General features: G+C 69.5%; 19 protein-coding genes, 1 tRNA gene and 1 pseudogene. 9 read left to right on the top strand and 12 right to left on the bottom strand.

Annotated elements, in window-relative coordinates; all coding sequences use genetic code 11:
- Window positions 1–3: 3 nt before the first annotated feature.
- The 5 genes from ACFYQ5_RS00105 to ACFYQ5_RS00085 all read right to left on the bottom strand — a co-directional run bounded on the left by ACFYQ5_RS00105 (window position 4) and on the right by ACFYQ5_RS00085 (window position 4742).
- Window positions 4–1941: a copper resistance CopC/CopD family protein gene (locus ACFYQ5_RS00105; protein ID WP_389190843.1), complete on the bottom strand. Its 1938-nt coding sequence runs from the start codon at window positions 1939–1941 to the stop codon at window positions 4–6.
- Window positions 1942–1955: 14 nt separating this feature from the next.
- Window positions 1956–2402 (bottom strand): copper chaperone PCu(A)C, encoded by a 447-nt coding sequence (locus tag ACFYQ5_RS00100; protein WP_389190841.1) that lies wholly within the window; start codon window positions 2400–2402, stop codon window positions 1956–1958.
- Complete coding sequence (locus ACFYQ5_RS00095) at window positions 2399–3055, bottom strand: SCO family protein (protein ID WP_389190839.1); 657 nt, start codon at window positions 3053–3055, stop codon at window positions 2399–2401. Before ACFYQ5_RS00095 ends, ACFYQ5_RS00100 begins: the two co-directional genes overlap by 4 nt.
- A 47-nt stretch (window positions 3056–3102) precedes the next feature.
- Entirely contained in the window at window positions 3103–3834 is a 732-nt protein-coding gene (locus tag ACFYQ5_RS00090) for a YcnI family protein (RefSeq protein WP_389190837.1), read from the bottom strand.
- Window positions 3835–3935: 101 nt separating this feature from the next.
- Window positions 3936–4742 carry a hypothetical protein gene (locus ACFYQ5_RS00085; RefSeq protein ID WP_389190835.1) on the bottom strand — a complete coding sequence of 269 codons (807 nt, stop codon included), beginning with the start codon at window positions 4740–4742 and terminating at the stop codon, window positions 3936–3938.
- Window positions 4743–5001: 259 nt separating this feature from the next.
- On the opposite strand from ACFYQ5_RS00085, the gene ACFYQ5_RS00080 reads away from it, so the two are divergent.
- Window positions 5002–5589 carry an ATP-binding protein gene (locus ACFYQ5_RS00080; RefSeq protein ID WP_389190833.1) on the top strand — a complete coding sequence of 196 codons (588 nt, stop codon included), beginning with the start codon at window positions 5002–5004 and terminating at the stop codon, window positions 5587–5589.
- A gap of 48 nt (window positions 5590–5637) precedes the next feature.
- Here the strand turns inward: ACFYQ5_RS00080 and ACFYQ5_RS00075 are convergent, their stop codons facing one another.
- Both ACFYQ5_RS00075 and ACFYQ5_RS00070 read right to left on the bottom strand, forming a co-directional pair.
- A complete protein-coding gene (locus ACFYQ5_RS00075; protein ID WP_389190831.1) occupies window positions 5638–7101 on the bottom strand; it encodes an aminopeptidase P family protein in 1464 nt (487 codons plus the stop codon).
- 108 nt (window positions 7102–7209) lie between these two features.
- Entirely contained in the window at window positions 7210–8520 is a 1311-nt protein-coding gene (locus ACFYQ5_RS00070; protein WP_389190829.1) for a PP2C family protein-serine/threonine phosphatase, read from the bottom strand.
- A gap of 688 nt (window positions 8521–9208) precedes the next feature.
- On the opposite strand from ACFYQ5_RS00070, the gene ACFYQ5_RS00065 reads away from it, so the two are divergent.
- Window positions 9209–9892 (top strand): bifunctional DNA primase/polymerase, encoded by a 684-nt coding sequence (locus ACFYQ5_RS00065; RefSeq protein ID WP_389190827.1) that lies wholly within the window; start codon window positions 9209–9211, stop codon window positions 9890–9892.
- Between the two features lie 586 nt (window positions 9893–10478).
- Here ACFYQ5_RS00065 and ACFYQ5_RS00060 read toward each other — a convergent pair.
- The 3 genes from ACFYQ5_RS00060 to ACFYQ5_RS00050 all read right to left on the bottom strand — a co-directional run bounded on the left by ACFYQ5_RS00060 (window position 10479) and on the right by ACFYQ5_RS00050 (window position 13136).
- Complete coding sequence (locus ACFYQ5_RS00060; protein ID WP_389190825.1) at window positions 10479–11444, bottom strand: DUF5926 family protein; 966 nt, start codon at window positions 11442–11444, stop codon at window positions 10479–10481.
- A gap of 126 nt (window positions 11445–11570) precedes the next feature.
- Window positions 11571–12077, bottom strand: coding sequence for an ATP-binding protein (locus tag ACFYQ5_RS00055; RefSeq protein WP_389190823.1), 507 nt, complete (start codon window positions 12075–12077; stop codon window positions 11571–11573).
- A 222-nt stretch (window positions 12078–12299) separates the two neighbouring features.
- A complete protein-coding gene (locus tag ACFYQ5_RS00050; RefSeq protein WP_389190821.1) occupies window positions 12300–13136 on the bottom strand; it encodes a glycerophosphodiester phosphodiesterase in 837 nt (278 codons plus the stop codon).
- Between the two features lie 197 nt (window positions 13137–13333).
- Here ACFYQ5_RS00050 and ACFYQ5_RS00045 point away from each other — a divergent pair, with 197 nt between their 5' ends.
- The 4 genes from ACFYQ5_RS00045 to ACFYQ5_RS00030 all read left to right on the top strand — a co-directional run bounded on the left by ACFYQ5_RS00045 (window position 13334) and on the right by ACFYQ5_RS00030 (window position 21939).
- Window positions 13334–14833 (top strand): S1C family serine protease, encoded by a 1500-nt coding sequence (locus ACFYQ5_RS00045; RefSeq protein ID WP_389190819.1) that lies wholly within the window; start codon window positions 13334–13336, stop codon window positions 14831–14833.
- A gap of 861 nt (window positions 14834–15694) precedes the next feature.
- Window positions 15695–19687, top strand: a complete 3993-nt coding sequence (locus ACFYQ5_RS00040; RefSeq protein ID WP_389190817.1) for a hypothetical protein — start codon at window positions 15695–15697, stop codon at window positions 19685–19687.
- A 693-nt stretch (window positions 19688–20380) separates the two neighbouring features.
- On the top strand, window positions 20381–21169 hold the full coding sequence (locus ACFYQ5_RS00035) for a GntR family transcriptional regulator (protein WP_389190815.1): 789 nt from the start codon (window positions 20381–20383) through the stop codon (window positions 21167–21169).
- Window positions 21170–21174: 5 nt separating this feature from the next.
- On the top strand, window positions 21175–21939 hold the full coding sequence (locus ACFYQ5_RS00030) for a glycosyltransferase family 2 protein (protein ID WP_389191905.1): 765 nt from the start codon (window positions 21175–21177) through the stop codon (window positions 21937–21939).
- Here the strand turns inward: ACFYQ5_RS00030 and ACFYQ5_RS00025 are convergent.
- Both ACFYQ5_RS00025 and ACFYQ5_RS00020 read right to left on the bottom strand, forming a co-directional pair.
- Window positions 21915–22064 carry a hypothetical protein gene (locus tag ACFYQ5_RS00025; RefSeq protein ID WP_389190813.1) on the bottom strand — a complete coding sequence of 50 codons (150 nt, stop codon included), beginning with the start codon at window positions 22062–22064 and terminating at the stop codon, window positions 21915–21917. The genes ACFYQ5_RS00030 and ACFYQ5_RS00025 overlap by 25 nt on opposite strands.
- A gap of 5 nt (window positions 22065–22069) precedes the next feature.
- A complete protein-coding gene (locus ACFYQ5_RS00020; RefSeq protein ID WP_389190811.1) occupies window positions 22070–22993 on the bottom strand; it encodes an FkbM family methyltransferase in 924 nt (307 codons plus the stop codon).
- A gap of 351 nt (window positions 22994–23344) precedes the next feature.
- On the opposite strand from ACFYQ5_RS00020, the gene ACFYQ5_RS00015 reads away from it, so the two are divergent.
- The 3 genes and pseudogenes from ACFYQ5_RS00015 to ACFYQ5_RS00005 form a co-directional block, all read left to right on the top strand.
- Window positions 23345–23914: a hypothetical protein gene (locus ACFYQ5_RS00015; RefSeq protein ID WP_389190809.1), complete on the top strand. Its 570-nt coding sequence runs from the start codon at window positions 23345–23347 to the stop codon at window positions 23912–23914.
- Between the two features lie 170 nt (window positions 23915–24084).
- Window positions 24085–24171: transfer RNA gene (locus ACFYQ5_RS00010), tRNA-Ser, on the top strand.
- Between the two features lie 73 nt (window positions 24172–24244).
- Window positions 24245–24574 (top strand): annotated as a pseudogene (locus ACFYQ5_RS00005) (tyrosine-type recombinase/integrase); the annotation flags it as partial.
- Window positions 24575–24666 lie beyond the last annotated feature (92 nt).

Here is a 24666-nt window from a genome sequence, read left to right as displayed (position 1 = left end):
TGCTCAGCCGATCTTCACGTTCTTGTCGATGGTGGTCTGGTCGATGTCGGACGTGCGCACCGTCACGGCGACCGTCCAGTCGCCCGCCATCGGAATCTGCACACCGCTCGCCGTCCAGTGCCCCTCGGCGAGGCGTTCGGGGACGACCGGCAGCGGGCCGATGTCCTTGGACTCCAGCGTGAAGGCGAGCTTCACCTCGGGGACGTCCATCGGGCGTTCGTCGGGTCCGTCGATCCAGAGGTGCACGCTGTTCGAGCCCGTTCCGCCGGGCGAGATGTCCAGGCGCACCGTCCCCTTGCCGTTCCGGCCGCCGGTGTCGAAGGGCAGGCTGAGATTCACCTGCCCGCCGGTCACCGGCGCCGCCGCCGTGCTGCCGCCGCGGGCGGCTTCTTCCTCGGTGCGGCCGGGCTCGGTGGACGTCAGGATCGTCGTGACGACGAGCAGCACCACGGCGATGCCCGTCTCCACCAGCACGGAACGCCGCAGCCCGGAGCGCTCCGGATCGGCGTCGCGGTCGCGCTTCTCCTTCGTCGCCGTCAGCGCGGCGCGCTGCCGGGAGAGCTGGGCGGCACGCTCGGGCGCCAGTTCCTCCTCGGGGGCGGCGGCCGGCTCAGGTGATTCCACGGGTTCCGCCGAAGTGGCCTGGTCGGCGTCCTGGGCGGACACGGATGCGGCGCGCTCGGCCAGCCGCCCCGTCCAGCGCCGGGATATCCACGCGACCCCGACGAGCAGGGCGACGAGCGCCACCTTGACGAGCAGCAGCTGTCCGTACCGGGTACCGGTCAGCGCCGACCACGAACCGACCTGACGCCAGGACTGGTAGAGCCCGGTCGCGGCCAGGACGAGCACACTGGCGAACGCCACGCGCGAGAACCGTCGTACCGCGCTGCTCGTGATGTCCGGCGTCCGGTACAGGGCGACCAGCAGCGCGGCGAGTCCGCCCAGCCAGCCGGCGACGGCGAGCAGGTGGAGCACGTCGACCGGCATGGCGATGCCCGGCTGGATCCCCGTCGAGGCGTGTTCGGCCAGGGCCCACGTACCGGCGATGCCCACGGCGATGACCGCTCCGCCTGTCGCGAGTCCGAAGGTGAGGTCCTGCTTCTCCTTCTTGTCCTCACGCTGTGCGTACGCCCCGAAGAGGACGGCGATGAAGAGGGCGGAGGCGCCCAGGAGCAGCAGCCGGGAGACCAGCGCGGCTCCCGGCTTGGTGTCGAGCACGGACTGCAGTCCGTCGAGATCGAAGGCATCCGCGAGCTTGCCGGATCCGGTGTACGGGTTGCGCAGGAGCAGCATGGCCAGGGTGGCCGCGGTGAGCGTGATCCAGCCGCGTACGACGAGCCGCTGCAGCGGCCGCGCGCCCGCCCCGCGCTGCCAGCAGGCGAGCACGAAGGCGGACCCGCCCGCGAGCAGGATGAAGCCGGCGTACGCGGCGTAGCGCGCGATGCCGTAGAGCGCACCCACGAGACCGCCGCCGGCTTCGTCCGACGGCAGCACCACGGTGGTTTCCGAGGGGGCGCCGACGGAGAAGGTGAAGGCTCCGGAGACCGGATGGCTGTCCGCGGACACGGCCTGCCAGGCCACGGTGTACGTGCCGTCGGGCAGACCGCTGTGGAGCTGGACGCCGTACCGCACGGCGCCGCCGCCGGTCAGATCACGGGGAGCGCCGTTGTCGGCCCGTTTGCCGCTGGGATCGAGGACTCGGATCGAGTCTTCGCCCATGGCGATCTGCTCGGAGAAGGTGAGGGTGATGTCCTTGGGGGCGGTGGCGACCACCGCCCCGTCCTGCGGGTCGCTTCCCGTGAGAGCGGCGTGCGCGGACGCGGGGCTCGCGCCGGCCAGCGCCAGGCCGAACAGCGAGCTGATCAGCGCGGCGAGGAGCGCGACCGCGGCGAGCGGCCGTCGTGTCGGAGAGGGCCCGAAGCGCGGGGCGGTGGCTGTCATGGGGTGTCAGTACCTCACTGCTTCTTCGGGTTGTAGGTGGTCTCCTTCACGGGAATGTCGACCGTGATGGGGTCGGCCTTCTCGAAGTGCAGTTCCACGGAGACGGTTTCCCCCCGCTCGGGCCGCTGCTTCAGTTCCGTGAACATGATGTGGCTGCCGCCGCGTTCGAGATCGAGCTCGCCACCGGCGGGCACCTCGAACGACGTGACCATCCGCATCGTCTGGTTCTTCGTCTCGTGGATGGAGACGTGGTCCGAGAGCGAACTGGTCACCGAGGTGAGCCGGTCGTCGGCGGCGCCGGTGTTCTTGACGAGGAGGAAACCGGCCGCCATGTCGCTGACGGGCTGTGGCATGAAGGCCCCGGTCACCTCCAGCTGCGGCACGGTGTCCGAGGAACACGCCGTCAGCGCCAGCCCGGTGGTGAGAGCCAGGACGCCGGCGACGACTGTGCGGCGGTTCACGGGGTCTCTCCCTTGACGAGCTCCGGGAGGTCCTCGGTGTAGTTCTCGGCCGTGGTGTCCTCGCCGTAGAGCACGTACCCCTTGTCGGTCTTCGGAGAGAAGGCGATGACCTGGGCGCCGTGCATCGAGACGACCGTGCCGTCCTTCTCCTTCTTCGGCGCGTCGATGCCGATGCCGATCTGGCGTGCTCCGGCCTGGATGGTCGGGAAGTCGCCGGTGAGGCCGGTGAAGTCGGGGTCCTGGGCCTTGAGCCAGGTGCCCAGGGACGCCGGGGTGTCCCGTTCGGGGTCCGTCGTGACGAAGACGACCTGGAGCTTCTCCTGGTCGGCCTCGGGCAGTGCACGCTTCGCGATGGCGATGTTGCTCATGGTCAGCGGGCAGACGTCGGGGCAGTTGGTGTAGCCGAAGTAGATGAGTGTCGGCTTGCCCTTGGTCTGCTCGCGCAGGTCGTACTTCTTGCCGTGCGTGTCGGTGAGGACGAGGTCGGGCTTGGTGTACGGCTGGTCGAGCACGGTCGCGGGCTTGGACTCGGTCTCGGAGGAGACCTCGGCGACGGAGTTGTCCGCCGAGTCGCCGCCGCTGCCGCAGGCCGACAGGGTCAGTGCGGCCACGGCGGCGAACGCTGCGGCCAGCACCGTCTTCTTGCTGTGCATGGAGCTGATTCCTGATCTGTGAAATGCGGGTGGGTGAGTCTGCGGGATCAGGCGCTGCGGCGACGGCCGGCGAGGACGCCGAACGCCACTCCCGCGATGCCGACGACGATGCCGACGATGCCGAGGACGCGGGCGGTGCCGTCGGTGCTCGACGAGGACGCGTCGTCCGAGGACGCCGTCGTTTCCTTCGTCTCCTGGGCCTCACCGCTCTTGTGGTCCGCGGCGGCACCGTGGGTGTCGGCAGCCGGGGCGGTCAGCGCGAGGACGGGAGCCGGGCTCTCAGGCTCCTCGCCGCCCTCGGTGGGCTCCTCGATCCAGCGGACGACTTCCTTGTTGCTGTACGTCTGGAGCGCCTTGAAGACGAGCTGGTCGGCGTCCTCGGGCAGCTGCCCGACCGAGAGCGGGAACTGCTGGAAGAAGCCGGGCTCGATACCGTCGCCGTCCGCGGTCCAGGTGACCTTGGAGACCGCTTCGTTGATCTTCTTGCCGTGCACCTCGAGCGGCTTGGCCAGCTTGCTCCTGGTGACGTCGATCTTCCAGCCCGCCACCGGTTGCGGGCTGACGGAGGCCAGCGGGTGGTCCGTCGGGAAACTGACCTCGAGCTTGACGGTGGAGGCGTTGTCGCGCTCGTTGGGGACCTTGAAGTTCACGGTGGCGTAGCCGCCCTTGGCGGCCTCGCCCTGCGGCTGCACGCTGACGTGCGCGGAGGCCGTACCGGCGAGGAGCAGGACGGTGGACGCGGCGACGCCGCCGGCGAGGGCGATGCGGGAAACGTTCATGGCAGGGGTCACTCCACTGGAGACGGGAAAGGTGGTCCGGCGCGCGGAGACGCGACGGCATCACGACCACCTCGTCACCGGAATCCGGCGGAGGGGTCGTTTCAGGCTGCGGGTACGTACACGGGCGGCGGCCCGCGCCTGATCACCATGTGCTGCAGAGGGTCCCCGGTGGCCGGCGCGGGAGCGTCGACGGCGCTGCGGAGGGGGTGCGGCCCGGTGGTGGGCCGCCCCGGAAGTCCCGCTCGCAGCGCGCGTACGAGAGCCATCGCCGCCCGCAGCGCGCGCAGCCTGGCTCCGGCCGCGAGCTGCCGGCCGCCCTGCGCGGAGAGCCTGGCCAGCCGGAAGAGCGCGATCTCACCGCGGCGCAGCAGCCAGCCGGTGGCGAGCGCGGCGAGCAGGTGCCCCAGGAACATGGACAGGCTGGGCAGGCCGGACATCACCGTGGCCAGGAACGTCGGGTCGGCCGCGCCGGACGCCACATGTGTGTGCCCCTGGGCCACGGTCGCGGGGTCCAGGCCCGCCGTGGTCACGATGCGGTGGGCCTCACCGGCGCTCAGTTGAGCCGGTCCGGCACCGCACATCAGCCCCGCGGCGAAGCGGATCAGCGAGTCGTCCCCGGACCCCGTCGCACCGGCCGGTATGTGGCGCCCGGCCCCGAAGAGGATGTGCAGGGCCAGCTGCCCGGCCGCGAGGGCGGCGGTGATGGAGAGAAGGGTCCGCTCCCGCCCGGCGAGCGCCGCCGCGACGGCGAAGACCCCGGCGAAGCCCGCCAGCAGACTCCACCCGGACACACCGGCGCCTGCGGCGAGGCCATGTCCGCCTGCGGCGAGCACGACGCAGACCGCGGTGAACACCGCGGTCCTCAAGAGCCGCATACCGGCCCCGGCGCGTGCGACAGGCATAGACATGGCCGGGTCATCATCCCACTGCGTACCCGGCCTCCGTACGGCAGGTCCGGAAGGTCGGCATCCGTCCCCATCAGGGAGTGATCAGGGGGTGTTGCACCTGTTCATGGCTGATCCGAGGCCGCGGTCGGGGGCCCCGTACACCGGTGGACGGAATATCCGCATCCGCCGAATGAGGGCTGTCACAGCGGATCTGTGCTTACGACGTGCTCATCGCGGCAATACGTATCGGTATGTCGAGCCGCAGCCAGGAGGCCGGAGCATGAGCATCTGGTGGTCACTCCATTTGCGGCGCGAAGCCGCGAGCGTTCCGCTCGCCCGTCGTTTTCTGCTCGGCACCATGGAGACCGCGGGGGTGGATCCGGACATCTCCTACGACCTCTCGGTCGCGCTCAGCGAAGCCTGTGCGAACGCCGTCGAACACGGCGGCGACCGACGTGACGCGGGTGGGGCCGGAGACGAGGTCCCCGCCTCCGCCGGTGACGAGCAGCCCGGGAAGGACAGCGGTCAGTACCGGGTCACCGCATATCTGGACGGCGAGAAATGCCGTATCGAAGTCGCCGACTCGGGGCCCGGGTTCCCCTTCCGGCGCAGGCTTCGCACCGCCGCACAGCCATCCGCCGGGTATCCGTCGGATCCGCAGACGTCCGCCGTTCGCCCGGCGGCCGGTCCTTCGCACACGTGCAGCGCGATGCACCCCCCGGCCACGGCCGAGAGCGGCCGTGGACTCTGCCTGATCGAGGAGCTCGCCGATCACGTCCACTTCGGCAACCGGCCGGGACACGGCGCGGTGGTGAGCTTCGACAAGGTCCTGAAATGGCGGGAGGGCGCGCTGCTCATGGTGTCCTGAGCAGCGCGCCCTCCGGCACACGGGGGCGGCCGCCCCGCGTCGGCCGTGTCAGCCCTTGAGCCCGGCCATCCATGCCTCGACCTCGTCGGACCGGCGCGGCAGCGTGGCGGACAGGTTCCGGTTGCCGTCCTCGGTCACGAGGATGTCGTCCTCGATCCGGACGCCGATCCCCCGGTACTCCTCGGGCACGGTCAGGTCGTCGGCCTGGAAGTACAGTCCGGGCTCGACCGTCAGGCAGACCCCGGGCTCCAGGGTGCCGTCGACGTACGACTCCGTGCGCGCGACGGCGCAGTCGTGGACGTCCATGCCGAGCATGTGGCCGGTGCCGTGCAGCGTCCAGCGGCGCTGGAGGCCCAGTTCCAGGACCTTCTCCACGGACAGGTCGCCCAGCAGGCCCCACTCGACCAGCTTCTCGGCGAGGACCCGCTGCGCCGCGTCGTGGAAGTCACGGAAGGAAGCGCCCGGCTTCACGGCCGCGATGCCCGCCTCCTGGGCCTCGTACACCGCGTCGTAGATCTTCCGCTGCAGCGGCGAGAACGTGCCGTTGATGGGCAGCGTCCGCGTCACGTCGGCGGTGTAGAGCTCGTTGGTCTCCACGCCGGCGTCGAGCAGCAGGAGCTCGCCGGAGCGGACCGCGCCGTCGTTGCGGACCCAGTGCAGCGTGGTGGCGTGCGGGCCGGCGGCGCAGATCGAGCCGTAGCCGATGTCGTTGCCGTCGACGCGGGCGCGCAGGAAGAAGGTGCCCTCGATGTAGCGCTCGCTCGTCGCCTCGGCCTTGTCGAGGACCTTCACGACGTCCTCGAAGCCGCGCGCCGTGGCGTCGCAGGCCTTCTGCAGCTCGGCGACCTCGAAGGCGTCCTTGACCAGGCGGGCCTCGGAGAGGAAGACGCGCAGTTCCTCGTCACGTTCGGCGGTGACCTTGTCGGTGAGGGCGGCTTCGATGCCCGCGTCGTGTCCGCGGACGGTGCGCACCGGGCCGGTGGCCCCGGCCAGCGCGGCCGCGAGCTCCCGGACGTCCTTCGCCGGGATACCGAGCAGCTGCTCGGCCTCGGTGAGGGAGTTGCGCCGGCCGACCCAGAGCTCGCCCTGGCCGTCGAGCCAGAACTCGCCGTTCTCACGGTCGGAGCGGGGCAGCAGGTAGACCGTCGCCTCGTGTCCGCCGGCGGCCGGTTCGAGCACCAGGACGCTGTCCTGGGTCAGGTCGCCGGTGAGGTACGCGTACTCGGTGGAGGCGCGGAAGGCGTACTCGGTGTCATTGGAGCGGGTCTTCAGGTTGCCCGCGGGAATGACGAGCCGCTCGCCGGGGAAGCGCGCGGAGAGCGCGGCGCGGCGGGCGGCGGTGTACGAGGCCTGGGCGATCGGCTCCAGGCCGTGCAGCTCGGTGTCGGCCCAGCCGGACTTCATGTTCTCGGCGAGCTCATCGGAAATGCCCGGGTACAGGCCGTTCTTCCGCTGCTTGATCGGCTCTGCTTCTGCTGCTTCCGGGGTCTCCGGGGCGAGCTCCTCAGACACGTTATGTCCTCCTTGTACGACACTGGACCCTCTCCATCGTACGGGCGTACGGAAGGGCGGCCAGGTGCCGGAAGACCTCTTACCGCCTGAGGCCGCTGTCCGTGGCCCTCAGTCGAAGCGCGCGGCCAGCAGAGCGACGTCCTCGGTGCCGTCCGGCAGGACGGTTCGCAGGATGTGGTCCGCGACGGCTCCGGGATCCAGGCGCAGCGCGTTCGGCACACCGGCCGCCGCCGCGTGCAGCCGCGCGAACGCCCGGTCCATGGTGTCTCCCGTCCGGTGCAGCAGTCCGTCGGTGTAGAGCAGCACCGTCTCGCCGGGCCGGACCGCGACCTCCACGCTCGGCGCCTCCCAGCAGGAGAGCATGCCCAGCGGCGCGGAGAGAGTCGTCTCCACGAATTCGGTGCGCCGGTCGCCGGTCACCAGGGGCGGGGTGTGCCCGGCGCCGGCGAGTACGAGAGTGCGCCGGTCGGGTTCGCAGTACGCGTAGAGGGCGGTCGCCGCGCAGGCCGGTTCGGTCAGCCGCAGCAGCAGTTCGAGGTCGGAGAGTACGGCGACGGGGTCCTCGCCCTCCATCACGGCGTAGGCCCGCAGTCCGGCGCGGAGCCGGCCCGTGGCAGCCATGGCGGCCGGCCCGGATCGGCCGACCGAGCCGACGGCCAGGCCGAGCGCGTTGTCCGGCAGGCTCAGCGCGTCGTACCAGTCGCCGCCGCCCTCGGGTGCGGCCCGGCGGCGGGCGGCCAGCCACACTCCGGGGATCCGGGGCAGCCTGCTGGGGAGGAGTTCCTCGGCGATGACGGCGGCATCGGCCCTGGCGCGTTCCAGTTCGAGCAGGCGGGCCAGGTGCTCGGAGGCGTAGCGGGCGTACACCCCGACGAGATGACACTGGCGTTCCAGTGGTTCGGCCGGTTCGTCGTACAGCCAGACGGCCGCACCGAGCCGGCCGGCGGTTTCGGTGGCGAGGGGCTGCGCGTAGCTGGCGGCGTATCCGAGCCGGGCGGCGACCTCGCGGCAGCGGGGGTCGAGGCCGGTGTCGCCGAGGATGTCGGGGGTGGCCCGGGGGCCGTCGGTGTCCGGCAGTCCGTCGAGGAAACGGCCGTACGGGGTGGCGCTGCGGGGCACCGTCTCGATGTGGCCCAGCTCGGCGTGGGCGAGGCCCAGCCCGATCGTGCGGGAGGGGCCGCGGCCGTCGGCGGGTTCGAGGACGATGAGCCCCCGACCGGCTCCCACCAGGGCCGCCCCGGCGCCCAGGAGTTCATGAAGGGCGCTGTCCAGGGTGCTGGTTCCCGCCAGTCGTTCGGTGAGTTCGTGCAACGTGGTGAGGTCGGAGACCCAGCCGGCCAGCCGGTCCTGGATGAAGGCTCCCGGAGGGGAGGGGACACCCGCCACGGGCGCGGCAGTGTGCGTTGAAACGGGAACCATGGGATCGATTCCAGCCACTTTCGGAACGTGGGGGGCGCTCATGGCAGTCGGCTTTCCGACCGGTGCGTTCTATCGAATAGCATCGCAAACCCCCATGTCGCTCTGCGCCGCTATCGGTGCAACCACAGGTACACGTCCCCACATCTACACGCACAAGTAAGCTGATGTCCAGCATTGTCCGTACGGTGTTTATGGTGTCTGTGCGACAGTTAACTTGGCTGAAAAATGCACCCCCGGGCCGTTTTTTGCGGTCGACTGGGTGCGCTCGAACAAGGGGCGCCCTCGGGGTGAAATGCCGGAGGGAGCGTCATCCCGGACATCCTGGGTACGTAATCGTGGATGGCCAGGGGCAGTTGCCACCGCCCCGGAACCCGACAGCGAGCCCGGGCGTCCTCATGGATGACGGTCGCCCGCCCACCCCCGAGTGGCGGGGTTGCACAAGGGACGGCACGCGCGATGCGCACGCCGACCGCGCGATGTTTTGACTGGACTCGGCTCGGTTTCGACTCGGCTCGGCTCCATTCTGTTCGGTTCCACTCTGCTCGGCTCGGCTCACGCTCGGCACCGACTATCCGTCCGTACCGCAGACCCGATGAGCAAGCACGCACAGCGAAGAGACGCACACGTGCTGTAACGAGCACGTGGTGTGATGTGGACCTCGGCGTTCAACGGAAAGGAACGAGCGCTCATGCGCGAGATCCTCGGAAGGCGACGCAGGCACCGGCCCCGGCGCAAGGGAAGTTCCGCCCAGCTCGACGCGGCGCTGATCTGTGCCACCGTCCGGAAGTGGCCCGTGCTCCCAGGAGCAGGGCTGGCGACGGGAGTCGTGCGCGGCGAACGCGGCCGTGGCTGTGCCTGTCCCGACCCCGAGTGCGCCGTACCCGGCGCACACCCCTTCGACCCCGGTCTCCTCGCGGCGACCACCGACGCGCGCATGGTGCGCTGGTGGTGGACCAACCGGCCCACCGCCCCCGTCGTCCTGGCCACCGGGGGCCAGGCACCCTGCGCGCTGAGTCTGTCCGCCGTCGCCGGCGCGCGGGCGCTGACCGCACTCGACGGCATGGGGGTGCGGCTCGGCCCCGTGGTGGCGACCCCGACCCGGTGGTCGCTGCTGGTGGCCCCCTACACCCTGGAACGGCTCGGCGAACTGCTGCATGCCAAGGACCGGGTGCCCAGCTCCCTGCGGTTCCACGGAGAGGGCGGTTACCTCATCCTGCCTCCGTCCGAGGTGGGTTCGGGGCAGGTGCGCTGGGAGCGCGCACCGGCGGCGGGGGACGCCGCGCTGTGGCTCCCGGATGTGGAATCGGTCCTGGACGCGCTCGTCGAGGCGAGCAACGGAGCTCCGGACGGCGGCAGTCGGCTCACATACTGAGCGGGCGGCGCGTCCCGGCAGGCGTGAACCGCGTCCTCGTGAAAGCCGGTGACCGCAGGCTTCCTGGCAGCCGTTCGCGGATGGTCCGAACGGTGCGCGTGGTGCTTCCGGTGTGCATGATTCCCAGGTGTTCCATGTGCGCGTTTCCCGAGTGCTGTGGGCCCATCGACGGCGTCCGGCGCGCATCCCGGGTTTTCTGTCCGAAAGCGAACGCGTGGTGCGACCGGCCGGCCGGTGCGCGCGCCGCTCCGGCGCGGAGCGGAACCGGGTTGGCGCACAGGGGCTGTCGGGGTGCGGACCTGTGGCGGGACGGGGTGCGCGAGGGCGGGAGGCAGGTGCGGGGCCGGACAGGCGCCGCAGGCCGCCGATGCGACGAGTGCTCCGGCGTGCGCCCCGGCCTGTCCGGGCCCGGGAACGAGAATGTCCGGCCGCTGGCGACGGGGGATGCACCAGCGACCGGACTTCCAGAACCGTAACAAGAGATCTGCCGTTAGCAAATTCGATCTCGCCTATTCGGACACCGATTTACCGACGGGTACGGGGAGTTGTGACGGGGTCACCGACCGCCTCCCGGCTCTCGTCACTGTCAGCTGAGCGTCACTTGTCGGTTGGTGAGACCACCGCGGGCCCGGCGCTCCTCGCCCGTCAGCGGAGCGTCCGAGGCGAGGGCTTCGGTGAGCCGCTCGGCGAACCGCGCCGCGGGCTTCTCGCACTCCTCGGCCCCCATCGCGCTCGGCAGGTCCCAGACCGGGACCATCAGCCCGTGGGCGCGGAACGAGCCCACCAGACGGGTCCCTTCGCCGAGCGAGGAGGTGCCCGCCGCGTGCAGCCGTGCGAGGGCGTCGAGCAGCTGCTCCTCGGGGTGCGGCATGACCCAGCGGAGGTGGTTCTTCTCCGGAGTCTCGCACCAGTAGGCCGCGTCCACGCCGGAGAGCCGGGTGGTGGGGATGGCCGCCGCGTTGGCACGCTCCAGGGAGGCGGAGACCTCCGCCGTGGCGTTCTCCGCGTCCGGGACCCAGAATTCGAAACCGGAGTGCACGACCGGCTCGAACGCGGCGTCGGGGTCGAGGACGTCCTGCAGGCGCGGACCGTCGGCGGGCACCCGGCGGGCGGCGACCGGCGAGCCGGGCTCGGCCTCCAGCGCACGCTGCAGGGTGTCCGCGAGGTCGCGGCTGAGGTCGCCGGACGAGGTGTCGTTCTGCAGGGCGAGCAGGACGGAGCCGTCGTCCCGGCGCAGCGCCGGCCAGGCCATCGGCAGCACCGTCGCGAGCGACACGGACGGCACGCCCGCGGGCAGCCCGCCCTTCAGCGTCAGCTCGACGGTGGCTGCGGGGACCAGCTCGCGCAGGGCGATCCAGTCGCACTCTCCGGAGATTCCCTCGAAGGGGCGCTGGACCAGCTCGGTCACCGCGTGCGCGGCGGCGCGTCCGTGACACGCCTTGTAGCGGCGGCCCGAACCGCACGGGCAGGGCTCACGGGCCCCTACGACCGGGATTTCACCGTCCTTGAGCTGCGGCTTCCCGGCCTTGGACTGAGGGCGCTTCTTGGCCATGGTGGACGTTCTCCCGATTGCGACAGTGCGGTCTCGGGCGCGAGCCTAGCCGTCCCCGTCACTGCCGGGGCACACCTGCCGTGGCACCCTCCCGGCCTGTTCCGCCGCGCGCGTGCCGTACCGCTCTCAGCCCGCGTCGTCGAAGGCGTCGAGAGCGTCCGCGAGTTCCAGCCCGTCGAGCGAGCCGAATCCATGCATCGCGCGCCGTCCGCTCAGCCCGGACCGCTCGCGGCGGGCGGACCTCGCGGGGCCCGGGGCCGCCGTCGTGAAGCCGCCGTGTCCGTGGTCCGCGGAGACCAGGGCCCAGACGGTGACCTCACCGACTGCGTCGTCCCGTACGCCCCACTCCTGGGCGAGGGCACTGATGATGTTGAGTCCGCGTCCGCCGCGCGCGGTCACCGACGGCGTGGCAGGGACCGGCCTGGTCGGCCCGCCGCCGTCCGTGACCTCGACGGTCAGGTCGCCCCTTCTGTCCACGCGCCATGCGGCACGGATGTCTCCGTCCCCCACCTCCGAGTGCTGCCCCAGCGGTCTGCCGTGCCGGCAGGCATTGCTGAGAAGTTCGGAAAGGATCAGTACCGCGTCGTCGACCACGGTGTCCGAGACCCCGTTGCTGCGCAGCTGCTCACGCATACGATGCCGCGCCTGCCCCACGCCCGCAGGGCCATGGGGTACGGCCATGCTCGACGACGTGGGCACTTCCTGTGCCACCACAAACGCCACCCCCGAGACCTCCTTTGCCCCCACGCCACGGATTGGATGCCCCCCTGAACTGCGCCGGAAACCGGCCAAAGCCCTGTCAGTGATGCACTCGTAACGATCGATTGCGGAGTGAATGCGCCGGTGCACCCCCTGTCACTGATGTGAAGAGCGGCCAAGTTGCGCAAGGACCTGTTTCGGTCGGTTGGTGATGATTGCTTCCACTCCGAGGCGCACGCAGAGCTCGACGTCCTCCGGCTCGTTCACGGTCCACACGTGCACCCGGTGCCCCGCCCGGTGCAACCGCTCGATGTGGCCCGGGTGATTGCGTACGATCCGCATCCCCGGGCCGGCGATCCGGGCCCCGGCGGGGAGTCGCCCGTCACGCAGCCGTGGTGAGACGAACTGCATCAGGAAGACCGTGGGCAGGGTGGGTGCGGCGGCCCGGACGCGGTACAGGGACCGTGCGGAGAAACTCATGACGCGCACCGGGGACGGCCCGTCCGCAGGCGGGGCGTCCAGGCCGAACCGCTTGAGGAGATGGAGCAGTCGCTCCTCGACCTGGCCGGCCCAGCGCGTGGGGTGTTTGGTCTCGATGGCCAGCTGGAGCGGCCGGCCGGCGGCCCGGACGTCGTGAACCAGCTCGAGGAGCCGTTCCAGGGTGAGTACGGACGTGAGCTCACCCGGTACCGGGTCCCAGTCCGGGGACTCCTCGTGGTCCTTCCACGAGCCGAAGTCGAGGGCGGCGAGATCCGCCAGTTCCAGGGCGGAGACGGCGCCCCGGCCGTTCGACGTGCGGTTCACCCTGCGGTCGTGCACGCAGACGAGCTGCCCGTCCGCAGTGAGGCGAACGTCGCACTCCAGGGCGTCAGCCCCGTCCTCGATGGCCTTCCGGTACGCGGCCAGGGTGTGCTCGGGGGCGTCGTCCGAGGCCCCGCGGTGGGCGATGACCTGGATAGGAGGCTGGGGTGAGGGCAGACGTGCATGGGTCACCGCGCCATCGTGTCATCGGGACACGTCAGGTGTTGACACCTTGTGACAGGGGACCGTTTTGCCTGATGTAAAGATTGGTGTGCGGATGCACAGGTCCTGCTTACAGTGGCCTGACGTGCTGTGGGAAAAGCTGACCGCAGACACGTGCACAGCGGATCTCTTGCCGAATGCCGAGTGGAACCGAGGAGTAAAGAGCTGTGAGCACCGAGAACGAGGGCAACGAGGGCACCGCGGTTCCGTCCGTACCGTCTGTTCCGTCCGCACCTCCTGTGCCGGCTGCCGCTCCTGAGGGCACCCCGCAGGCAGGGCCGCCCGCGCCGGAGGCCCCGCCTGCCCCGCCCGCGGACGCGCCGACGGCCCCGATTCCGATGGCGACGCACCAGGAGAGCCCCGAGCCGTCCACCGCAGGGCACGAGCCGTACCCGTACGCTCCGCCGCCGTCGCAGCAGCAGCAGCCGCCGGCCGGCTCGGCCGCCTGGCCGCCGCCCCCTCCCGCCGTCCCCGCGTACGCCGACGGCGGCAGCTCCCCGGCCTGGGGAGCCCCGGTTCCCTCGGAGCCCGAGCCCCCGCGCAAGCGCCGCGCGAACGGTCTGATCGCCGCCGTCGCGGTGGCCGCACTGGTCGCGGGCGGCGTCGGCGGAGCCCTCGGCTACTGGGCCGCCGACAGCAATGACTCCAGCTCCTCCTCCGGGTCGACCACGGTCGCCGCTTCCAACAGCCCCAAGGACTTCAAGCGCGAAGCGGGCACGGTCGCCGGCGTCGCGGCGAGCGCGCTGCCCAGCGTCGTCACCATCGACGCGCAGTCCGGCGACGGCGAGGGCGGAACGGGCACCGGCTTCGTGTACGACAAGGAGGGCCACATCCTCACGAACAACCACGTGGTGGCCTCCGCGGCGGACAGCGGCCAGCTGACCGCGACGTTCTCCGACGGCAAGAAGTACGACGCCGAGGTGGTCGGCCGGGCCCAGGGCTACGACGTGGCCGTGCTGAAGCTGAACAGCCCGCCGGAGGGCCTGACTCCGCTGGCCCTGGGCGACTCCGACAAGGTCGCGGTGGGCGACTCCACGATCGCGATCGGTGCGCCGTTCGGCCTCTCCAACACGGTCACCACCGGCATCATCAGCGCGAAGGACCGGCCGGTCGCCTCCGGTGACGGTTCCAGCAACAAGAACTCGTACATGAGCGCCCTGCAGACCGACGCCTCGATCAACCCGGGCAACTCGGGCGGTCCGCTCCTGGACGCGGGCGGTGCGGTCATCGGCATCAACTCGGCCATCCAGTCCACCAGCGGCGGCGGCGTCGGCCAGTCCCAGGCGGGCTCCATCGGCCTCGGCTTCGCGATCCCCGTCAACCAGGCGAAGAACGTCGCCGAGCAGCTGATCAAGACGGGCCAGCCCGTCTACCCGGTGATCGGCGCGACGGTGACGATGGAGGAGAAGACCGGCGGCGCCGTCATCTCGGACGAGGGCGCGGCCGGTACCCCCGCCGTCACTGCGGACGGCCCGGCGGCGAAGGCGGGGCTGAAGTCCGGTGACGTGATCACCAAGTTCAACGACACGGTGGTCGACAGCGGCCCGACGCTGATCGGCGAGATCTGGACCCACAAGCCGGGCGACAGGGTCACGCTCACCTACGAGCGCGACGGCAGGACGGCAACGGCCGAACTCACCCTGGGCGAGCGCAAGGGTGACAGCTGACCGGCTGGGCGTGTCCCACGCATCGAGCCGGCCCGGGCCACCGGGCCCGGTGACGACGTGGGGTGGGCTGCCCCAGCGGCCCAAGGGAACGGTCTTGGGAACCTCGACCGCTCCCGGCCCGGTTTCCCGGGCGGGACCACAGAGTCTCGGCAGCTGAGAAAGCTGCGTGTGAGAGGGGCTGCCGAAGCACTCGGCAGCCCCTCTCACACGGCCTCGCTGTCCTGTCGTACGTCTACCGGTGGGTGCTACGGGCCTGGGCCGGGCGCTGAGCTCACGCTGCGACGGTGCCGCCCGCGACCGGATGACCGGATGTCGCCAGGACCGGACCCGGGCCGTGTCGCCGCCGATGGCGGGAACGGCGGCCCCTGACGCAGCTCCCGGTGCGTAGCGGAGTTCTGCGGTAGAGGGCTCGGCCTTGACCTGTGTCGGCTCCACACGCGCCGTTCGGTGCCGGTCCCTCCCCTCGTGGGGACCGGTGTCGAACAACGCGTGTGGAGCCGATCCGCGCTGTGTTCGGCGCGAATCGAACCAGAGGCCGGGCCCGTGGTGGATGCGACAGCGGTCCGGGTGGGACCGGCTCCACGGATCTCTCGAGCTCTGGTGGCGCGACCACCGCCCGTCTCGTGACTACGGCGGAATCCGGCGGAGAGCATGCAGCGGCATGATGGGCTCCGAGTGCTGAGCGTGTGTTTTCTTCCGGGCGACGTCCGGTTGATGCGCTACTGCTTCGAGATCCTGTCAGCTGTGACTCCCGCCCAGGACGTTCCGGAATCCGGGTTCACAACTATCCGCAGGTCAGGCAGATAAGCTGAGTTTTCCGGTCCGGATGTCCAGGCGCGGGGGAAGTAAGGGGTAGATACCTTGAGCTCCGACTCAGGGGCACGCACAGTCCTGGCGGAACGCCTTGCGCTGCTGTACAAGGAGGCGGGCAACCCGCCCCTCAAGAGTGTTTCCGAGGCGGTCGCCCGGCTTCAGCGGGTCGACGAACGAGGGCGCCCCGTGCGGGTGTCCGCTCAACGGATCAGCGACTGGCGACGGGCCAGGAACGTGCCGGCCCAGTTCGTCGCCCTCGCAGCCGTGCTGCACGTCCTGGTCCCCCAAGCACGGCGCTTGCGAACGGTGCCGGTGTCCACGGGCCTGTACGACCTGGCCCAGTGGCAGCGCCTGTGGGAGCGCGCGGTGGACGGCCCGGTCGGCGACCCACTCGCGGCATCCGCGGAAGAGAAGGAACGCCCCCCGGGCGAAACCCTGACCGTCCCCGGTGGTGTGTGCCCCTACCGAGGACTGGCTCCGTACCGTCAGCAGGACGCTCAGTGGTTCTTCGGCCGGGAGCGGAGCACGGAGGCCCTCGTCGCTCAGCTCCGGGCAGCGGAGAAGACGGGGGGCCTGGTCATGCTCGTGGGCGCCTCGGGAGCAGGGAAATCCTCTCTCCTGAACGCCGGCTTGGTGCCCACGTTACGGAACGGCGCATTGGGCGAGGGGGGCGTCCAGGCGCGGGAGGTTCTCCAACTGTTCCCAGGAAGCGATCCTCTCGCGGAGCTGACTCGCCGCATACCTGAACTTGCGCCCGTCCTCTCCGCCGCCGAGGAACCCGGTACACCCCCATTCGCGCACCTGGCGAGGGATGCTTTCTCAAAATGGGCGCACCGCGAGACATCGTCCTCCCGCGCCTGTCCGGTCGTCATCGTGGATCAGTTCGAGGAGACGTTCACCCTCTGCTCCGACGAGGCGGACAGGGGCACGTTCATCCAGCTCCTCCATGCTGCGTGCACGCCCGCCGACGCGGACGGCTCCGCTCCCGTACTGGTAGTCCTCGGCATACGCGCCGACTTGTACGAGCAATGTCTCGGGTATCCCGAACTGGCTGACGCGCTGCAGCACCGGCACATGGTTCTCGGGCCGCTGACCACCGCGGAGTTGCGCGAGGCGGTGACCAGCCCGGCCAAGGCCGTGGGTCTGGGACTCGAACCGGGACTGGCGGAGCTGATTGTCCGGGAAGTGAGCGCTGACGGCCCCCGCGGCACGCACGCGGGGGTGCTGCCGCTCCTCTCCCACGCCTTGCTCGCCACCTGGCAGCGACGCAGTGCGGGAAGGCTGACGCTGGCCGGCTACAGCGCGGCGGGCGGAATCCAAGGCGCGGTGGCGGCGACCGCCGAGCGGGCCTGGTCCAGCCTCGGACCGGCGGCACGCACGGCCGCGAGACTGCTCCTTCTCAGGCTGGTCCGCCTGGGTGAAGACACCCAGGCGACCCGTAGGCGGGAGACCCGGCGCCAGCTGGCGGAAGAGTCGACGGACCCTGACAAGACAGAGGAATCGCTCGAGGCGCTGGTGCACGCCCGATTGGTGACGCTCGACGCGGAGAACGTGGAGATCACCCATGAAGCACTGCTCCACGCCTGGCCACGCCTGCGTGACTGGATAGACGAGGACAGGAACGGCAATCTGCTGCGCCAGCAACTGGAGGAGGACGGGCGCGCCTGGGAGTCCGCGAATCGCGACGCGTCACTTCTCTACCGGGGTTCCCGGCTGGAGCAGGCCGGCAGCTGGGAAAAATCTGCCGGTGAAGGTTTTCTGACCAGGAGCGCGGTGGATTTCCTGGCCGCTTCGGCCAGGCTGCGCAAGCGCACGGTCTGGATCAGCCGTGGTGCGGTGTCGGCTCTGGTCGTCCTGGCGATCCTGGCCGTCGGTTCGGCGGTGGTCGCGTGGCAGGAGCGGGACGACGCCGTGTTCGAACAGGTGGTCGCCGAAGTCGATCGCGTCCAGTACACCGATCCGTCTCTGTCGGCTCAGCTCGGCCTGGTGGCACATCGTCTACGGCCGGACGACGAGGGCACGAACAATCGGCTGATCTCGATAGTGAACGCGCCACTGGCCACCCCCCTTCTCGGCCACGCCGGAGCCGTCTACCTCACCTCGTTCAGCCCAAGTGGACGGATTCTGGCCACCGCCAGTTACGACCGAACCGTTCGGCTGTGGGACGTGACGGACCCGACTCGTCCCGAACAGCTGGGCAAGCCCCTTACGGGCCATAAGAGCTGGGTGAGCAGCGCGGTCTTCAGCCCGGACGGCCACACCCTCGCCAGCACGTCGGACGACGGCACGATCCGGCTGTGGAACGTGCGGGATCCCAGCCGCCCGCAGCTGCTCGGTTCACCAGTGGCCGGCCGTGGCGGCACGGCCTACCTCCTCGCGTTCAGCCCCGACGGACATACCCTGGTCTCCGCGAACGAAGACCACACCGTGCGGCTCTGGGATGTGGACAATCCGAGCCGGCCACAAGCGATCGGTACCCTGACCGGCCACACGGCCGCCGTGCGCTCCGTGGCGTTCAGTCCTGACGGGCGGACGCTGGCAGCCGGCGGCGACGACGGCACGATCAGGCTGTGGGACGTGGCTGATCCGCGTCACCCGGATTCGATCGGATCAGCGCTGACCGGCCACGCGGGCACAGTGCATTCCGTGGCCTTCAGCCCCAATGGCCGCACTCTCGCCACCGGTAGCGCGGACGACACCGTTCGGCTCTGGAACATGACCGACCCACGCCGTGCCGCCCAACTCGGCGCGCCTCTCACCGGTCATACCGGCCCCGTATGGTCAGTGGCCTTCAGCCCCGACGGAACCATGCTCGCGGTCGGCAGTGCAGACAGCACGGCGAGTCTGTGGAACGTCATCAATCCGGCATACCCCTCACAGGTCGGCGAGCCTCTCACGGGCAGCAGCGGCGAGATGTACGCCGTGGGCTTCAGTCCTGATGGCCGGACTCTCGCCACCGGGAGCGGTGACAACAAGGTCCGCCTGTGGTCGATACCGGCGTCGGACATGATCGGCCGAATCGGAGCGTTCCGTCCGGATGGGCGGGTGCTCGCCACGGCCGCGCGCGACGACAAGGTCCGGCTGTGGAACGTGGAGTCCCCCAACCGGCCCGTCCTGGTGAGCAGACCGTTCATGCCGGGCGACGGCGACGTGCGGTCGCTGGCGTTCTCCCCCGACGGCCACACACTTGCGGTGCTGACCGGAAACCGCGCAGTGCAGTTGTGGAACGTCACAGACCCGTCCCGGCCTGTCTCCTACGGGCCACCTGTCATGCTGAAGACACGATTCGCGGGCCCCGACGCGCTGGCGTTCAGCCCGGACGGGCGCACTCTGGCAACCGCCCTCGACGACCGCACCATACGGCTGTGGGACGTGGGGGACCCGTCCCGCCTTCTTCCGGTTGGCGCGCCGCTCACAGGCCACAAGGGTTACGTCAACACCCTCGTCTTCAGCCCTGATGGCCGCACTCTCTCCAGTGGCAGCGCTGACGGCACGGTCAGGCTCTGGAACGTGACCGACCCACGCCATGCCTCCCAACTCGGCGCGCCTCTCTACGGGCACCTGGGACCCGTCAACGGGCTCGCCTACAGTCCGGACGGCCGCACACTGGCCAGCGGCAGCGACGACAGCACGGTCAGGCTCTGGAACGTCAACGACCCTGGCAAGGGAGCCCGGCTGGGTTCCATTCTCACGGGCCACACCCAAGCGGTGGTGTCACTGACGTTCAGCGGGGACGGGCGCACTCTGGCGAGCGGTGGCAATGACGACACGGTCCGGCTATGGAATGTCACGCATCCGTCCAGGGCCACTCCTGTCGGTCAATCGATGAGTCCGAATGCCAAGACAGGCAATTTCTTGTCGTTCAACCGGAGCAGCCACATGCTCGGAGTGTCGAGCGGCGCCGATACCGTCCGGCTGTGGAACCTGGATGTCGACAGGGCAATCAGTCGAATTTGCTCAGCCACTCAGGGTGTCTTGACGCCGGAAAAATGGCTCGAGTACCTTCCCCGCCTCTCGTACAAGCCTCCGTGCGATCAGTGACGGAGCTGAGAGTGGTGCGGACCGCGTGCATGACCTCGATCACAAATCATCGTTGCCGCCAGGTGGTTCTCCCGCCGGACAGACAGTCTTGTTACTGTTGACTACAGCCCGATCGCTGGTGCATCCCCCGTCTCCAGCGGTCGGGCGCTTCCATGCCCTGTGGACGCCGGGCATCTCATGGTGCGGGCTCTTGATGAACTGCGGGGCGGTTGGTCCGCATTCGGCGCTTCGATAGTAGTTCGCGACAGTAGCTGATCATCAGGGTGAATCATCCTGTGTGGGCGGTGTGCGGGTGAGGGCATAGCGCAGCTTTGCTGCTGCTTGTTTCGCTCCGTTTGCGATGTGGGGCGGCGCCCCTCTCGCGTGGCTGAGATCAGCGGCTTCCGGCCTTGAACGGCGGATGAATCTGTGCGCCTGCGTACCGGCTCCACTGGGGACGGGGCGGGGCTGTTGCATCGCTCGGGCGCTTCTGGCCCGACCTGCTCATCCGGGGCGGCGCCGGTGAGCTCGTCTGGTGCTGCCTTCGTGGCGGAGGGAGTGCGGCACCTCGGAGATCCGAGTTCGCGCGTCCCCCTCCTGGCTGGGCGGCGTCCCCCAAGCAACTCGACTGTGGCGTGCCTCTCTTGGACTCGTCAAGACCTCTTGAGGAGTCGTAGGCTGAGCCCGCCAGATCGACAGGACGGTGAGCACCACATGGCAGTCGCATACGAGCGGATCGCGGATGAGCTCAGGCAATCCATTCGTGCAGGTGAGCTGAGTCCGGGAGACCGCCTGCCGGCTGAGTCGAAGCTCGCCGAGCAGTACAGGCGCAGCGTTCCGACGATTCGGGACGCACTTCGCCTGCTCCGGGACGAAGGGCTGATCGTGAAACAGCACGGCCGTGGCAACTTCGTCCGGCAGCCCCGGACCACTGTGTCGCGCTCCGACGTCCGCCATCAGTGGGAGAAGGACCGGGCTCGCGAGCCGAAGCCGGAGCGGCTGAAGACGGGTGCGACTGAGCATGACACCGGGCTGCAGATCAACGATCTCGACTTCCGCGCGTCCTACCGCGAGATCAAGTCGGACGAGCGTCTGTCGGAGATCTTCGACGTCCCTGAAGGAACGGCCGTCCTGGAGCGGACGTATCGGACGCGGTACACCGTCGAGACGGCACCGTTCAGCCTGGTGACCTCCTACATCGTCCGGGACTTGATCGCGCAGAACCCGGACCTCCTGGACGGCGCCAACGAGCCCTGGCCAGGCGGCACGCAGAGCCAGCTCTTCACGGTCGGAATCGAACTCGGCCGTATAGAGGAGCACGTGACGGCTCGGCCCCCTACCCCGGAAGAGGCGGAGGAGCTGGAGCTCCCCCCGGGGACGTCCGTCCTGCTCCTCAGGAAGACATCGTTCGACACCACCGGACGCGCTGTGGAGATGTCCGACGTCACGCTGCCCGGCGACCGCACGGAAATGCTCTTCACTACTCCCCTGGAAAGGTGGTGAGTGCCGTGCGCCGGCGCGTCATCATCATCACCGCTGTGCACGCTCCGTCTGCCCCGTTCCTGGCCGACGCCTACAAGTCCCTGTGCGAGCAGGAGCTCCCGGACGGGTGGGAGTGGCACTGGCTCATCCAGGAGGACGGGCGGACCGATGACGTCGCCCCTCATGTGCCTGACGACACGCGCGTCACCTTCCGGCAGGGGCGTCCGGGCGGGCCCGGCGTCGCCCGGACGATGGCGCTCGCGCATGCGCACGGCGAGTACGTCAAGATCCTTGACGCGGACGACCAGCTGCCGGCCGGTGCGCTGGCGCGGGATCTGGCCGCTCTCGAAGACGACCCCAGCATCGGGTGGGCCACCTCGCGCGTCCTGGACCTGCTGCCCGACGGCTCGACGGCAGGGTTCCCCGGGGATCCCGAGGGCGGCGTCATCGAGCGAGGAGCCGTACTGGACTTCTGGAAGGAGAACGGGTTCCGGGCGCAGGTTCATCCCGCGACCCTGTTCGCCCGCCGCGGTCTACTCCTGGCGCTCGGCGGCTGGATGGCCCTTCCCGCGTCGGAGGACACAGGCTTGCTCCTGGCGCTGAATGCCACCAGCCGTGGATGGTTCTCACCCGAGGTCGGGCTGTTGTACCGGAAGTGGCCCGGCCAAGCCACCAGCCAGGCCGAGCACACCGATGCGGGCGAACGCGACGCACGCATGGCGGTCGTCGAGGCGAGGGCCCGCGAACTGGGCTGCCTGGGGTGGAGCTACCCGGCTACGGGCACTTCGTAGACGATCTCGCCGAACGCGGCAGGGACGACGATGTCCGCCGCCTCGACCGCCTGCCCATCACTGCTGCAGTACAGCGGCGCTTCCCTCGACGCCGCGGCCCGGCTCTCAACGGAGAGTCGGGCCACGCCAGTCAGGGGAGCGTTTCGGCGTCGACGCGAGAAAAGATCAGGTCGCTCTCCTCGACTACCGGCCCCCGCCATCGAACCGGCACGACGGACTCGTCACGCAGCATCCTCGGGTAGCTGCCCGGTGCGTAGTCGTTGGCCAGGCGGTAGGTATGGAAGCCGTGCCGGCTCATGGTTGCCAACAGCTCCTCCACCGAGTCACCGAGCTGAGCCATCCGCGAGGGGGTGACTTCCACGGTGACTTCTGCGTCCGGCCGGAGTTTGTCGAGGAGCGGCTCGAGCCCACGGACGACACGGCCCTCGGCGCCCTCCACATCGATTTTGATCACGCGCGCACGAGCGATCTCTGCCGGTTCAAGTACGTCGGTCAGCGGGACGGCCTCGATCTCGAACGTCGACTCGGCGGGACCGCTGTACGGAACGATGCTGTTGGCCCCCATGTTGGCTGAGCTGGCCAACACGAAGGTCAGGGTCCTGGGTTCGTCATCGACGGCCACATTCACCGCGCGGACGTTCTCGTAGCCGTTCAGCCGCACCTGCTGCAGGAGCCGTTGATGGAAGACCGGCGAAGCCTCGATGGCCACCACCCGGCCGTCCGCTCCCACGAGTTCTGAGGCGAGCACGCTGAAGTAGCCCACGTTGGCGCCGACATCCACGAACGTGTCGCCCTGGCGGAGCCTCCGGCTGAGCCAGCGGGACATGTGGGGCTCCCATACGCCGAACATGTAGATGTAGCGCTGGATGAGGTCCTGAGTGTCGACGGCGAACGTCGCTCCATGGATGGTGTCGACAGCGCGCCGGCGGGGATTGTCCCGGAGACGGGGGTTCAGGAAGTGGGCGGCGATCGGAGAATGACCGATCGAGCCAGGAGCGCGGCGCACGTACCCACGGCCCAAGGTGACCAGTGTTTCTACCAGGGGATGCATCATCCGCTCGTCTCTCCGTGGTGCGCCCGGGGACCGCGGCGTCGGAGGCCGGTTGCCTCCATGGTCCACCTCCGTCGACGCACGGCATCAGGGCCTCGATGTGGGGCGTGTACCCAAGAGCTGGATGCTGATTGAGGGCGTGTTCGGGAGCTCGAATTCAACCTTTTCTTGGAGGCCGTACGCAACCAGTGCCCGGACGGGGATGCGCGTGGTGTGGTCACGGGGGCCTGGCGAGTACATCGGCCTGGGATGCGGCACGTCGTGACTCCGCTCTTTCGGCCCTCCCTTACATCTGGACCGCCCCGCCTCGTACGATCGCCCAGTCATCGTCAGTAGCCTTACCAGGGGGACGAGTTGGGAAACGGCGAGCAACTCGTCACGATCGCGGCCGTGCTGCTGGGCGCGCTCACCACGCACCTGACCACGTACGTCATGGAGCGGAGCCGCAACAAGTACGCGCTGGTCACGCGGTGGGACGACAGGAAGATCGACGCCTACGAGGGCTACGTCGACAGGGTCAGGGCCGGCATCTTCCTGTCGGTACAGCTCTACGAGCACAAAGAAGGCATTCGCCCGAGCGGGAAGTCCGAGGGCGACTTGCTTGAGGAACTGCTGGAAGCAGCCCGCCTTCGGGGGCGGGCCTTCGAGCGGGTCATGCTTCTGGGTGGCGACGCCGTTGTGGAGGCGGGGCACGAGCTGAACACCGCGGCGCTCGCGATCGACTGGCAGGCCGAGGGTAAGACTGTCGGCACTCTGGACGAGTGGCGGTCGCGGAACCGAGCAGCCTTCCGAGAGATCAATGACTTCCACGAAGCTGCCCGCATGGACCTTGGGGTGCAGGGCAGCGTCAAAGGCGAACAGCATCCCCAGCGAGACCTCATCCTTCCGTCGTCGCGCAGGGAGGGCGACACCTCAGACACCTGAGGTGTGTGGCGCAGTGCGGGGGAGTGAGAAACTCGCACGGTCTGCGGGTTCCGGCAGAGCCGATTCCGTGGCCGGCAGGGTGGCCTGTGGCCAACCTCTGGCCAGGATCGCCCAGCAGGGTCGGCGAACCGGTACGCTGTAGGCGCTCCGCCGCAGGTAGGCGGGGCGAGGGTGGGTTGCCCGAGCGGCCTAAGGGAACGGTCTTGAAAACCGTCGTGGCAGCGATGTCACCGTGGGTTCAAATCCCACACCCACCGCAGGTGAACGGCCCCTGACCAGCTGAATCGGTCAGGGGCCGTTACCGTGTCCTCTCCCTGCTGGTCACCGACGCGGATCGGCCGGCACCTGGAGACGCTGCCCGGCGGGGAGGGCCCCTGCGCTACAACCCAGTGGCGCGAGGCCTACTTCGACCCTGCGGTGGCGGCGGCCGGGCTCACAAACATCACGCCGCACGACCTGCGCGCCTCGCACGGGACGTGGGTCGCCGACCGGTTTGGCGTGATGACCGCCGCGCATCGGCTCGGGCACTCGAACGCCAGCGTGACGACTCGGCACTACGCCCGGCCAGTTGTCGGACGTGACGACCAGGTGGCGGAAGCGGCGGACTCCTGGCTCGGCGGTCATGAGCCTGGGGCACGCAGCGATGATGATGACGGCTGAAGCTTCCCCTTGATCGTGAACACCTGGAAACTGGGACCTGAGTGGTTCCAGAGGAAGCAGTGACCAGGTGGCAAGCAAGTACCAGAAGCGGT

Origin of the sequence: Streptomyces sp. NPDC005794 (assembly GCF_042871445.1) — a bacterium.
Taxonomy (GTDB): domain Bacteria; phylum Actinomycetota; class Actinomycetes; order Streptomycetales; family Streptomycetaceae; genus Streptomyces.
The sequence above is the reverse complement of the archived record's forward strand: the minus strand, read 5'-3'. Positions and strand labels throughout refer to the sequence as shown.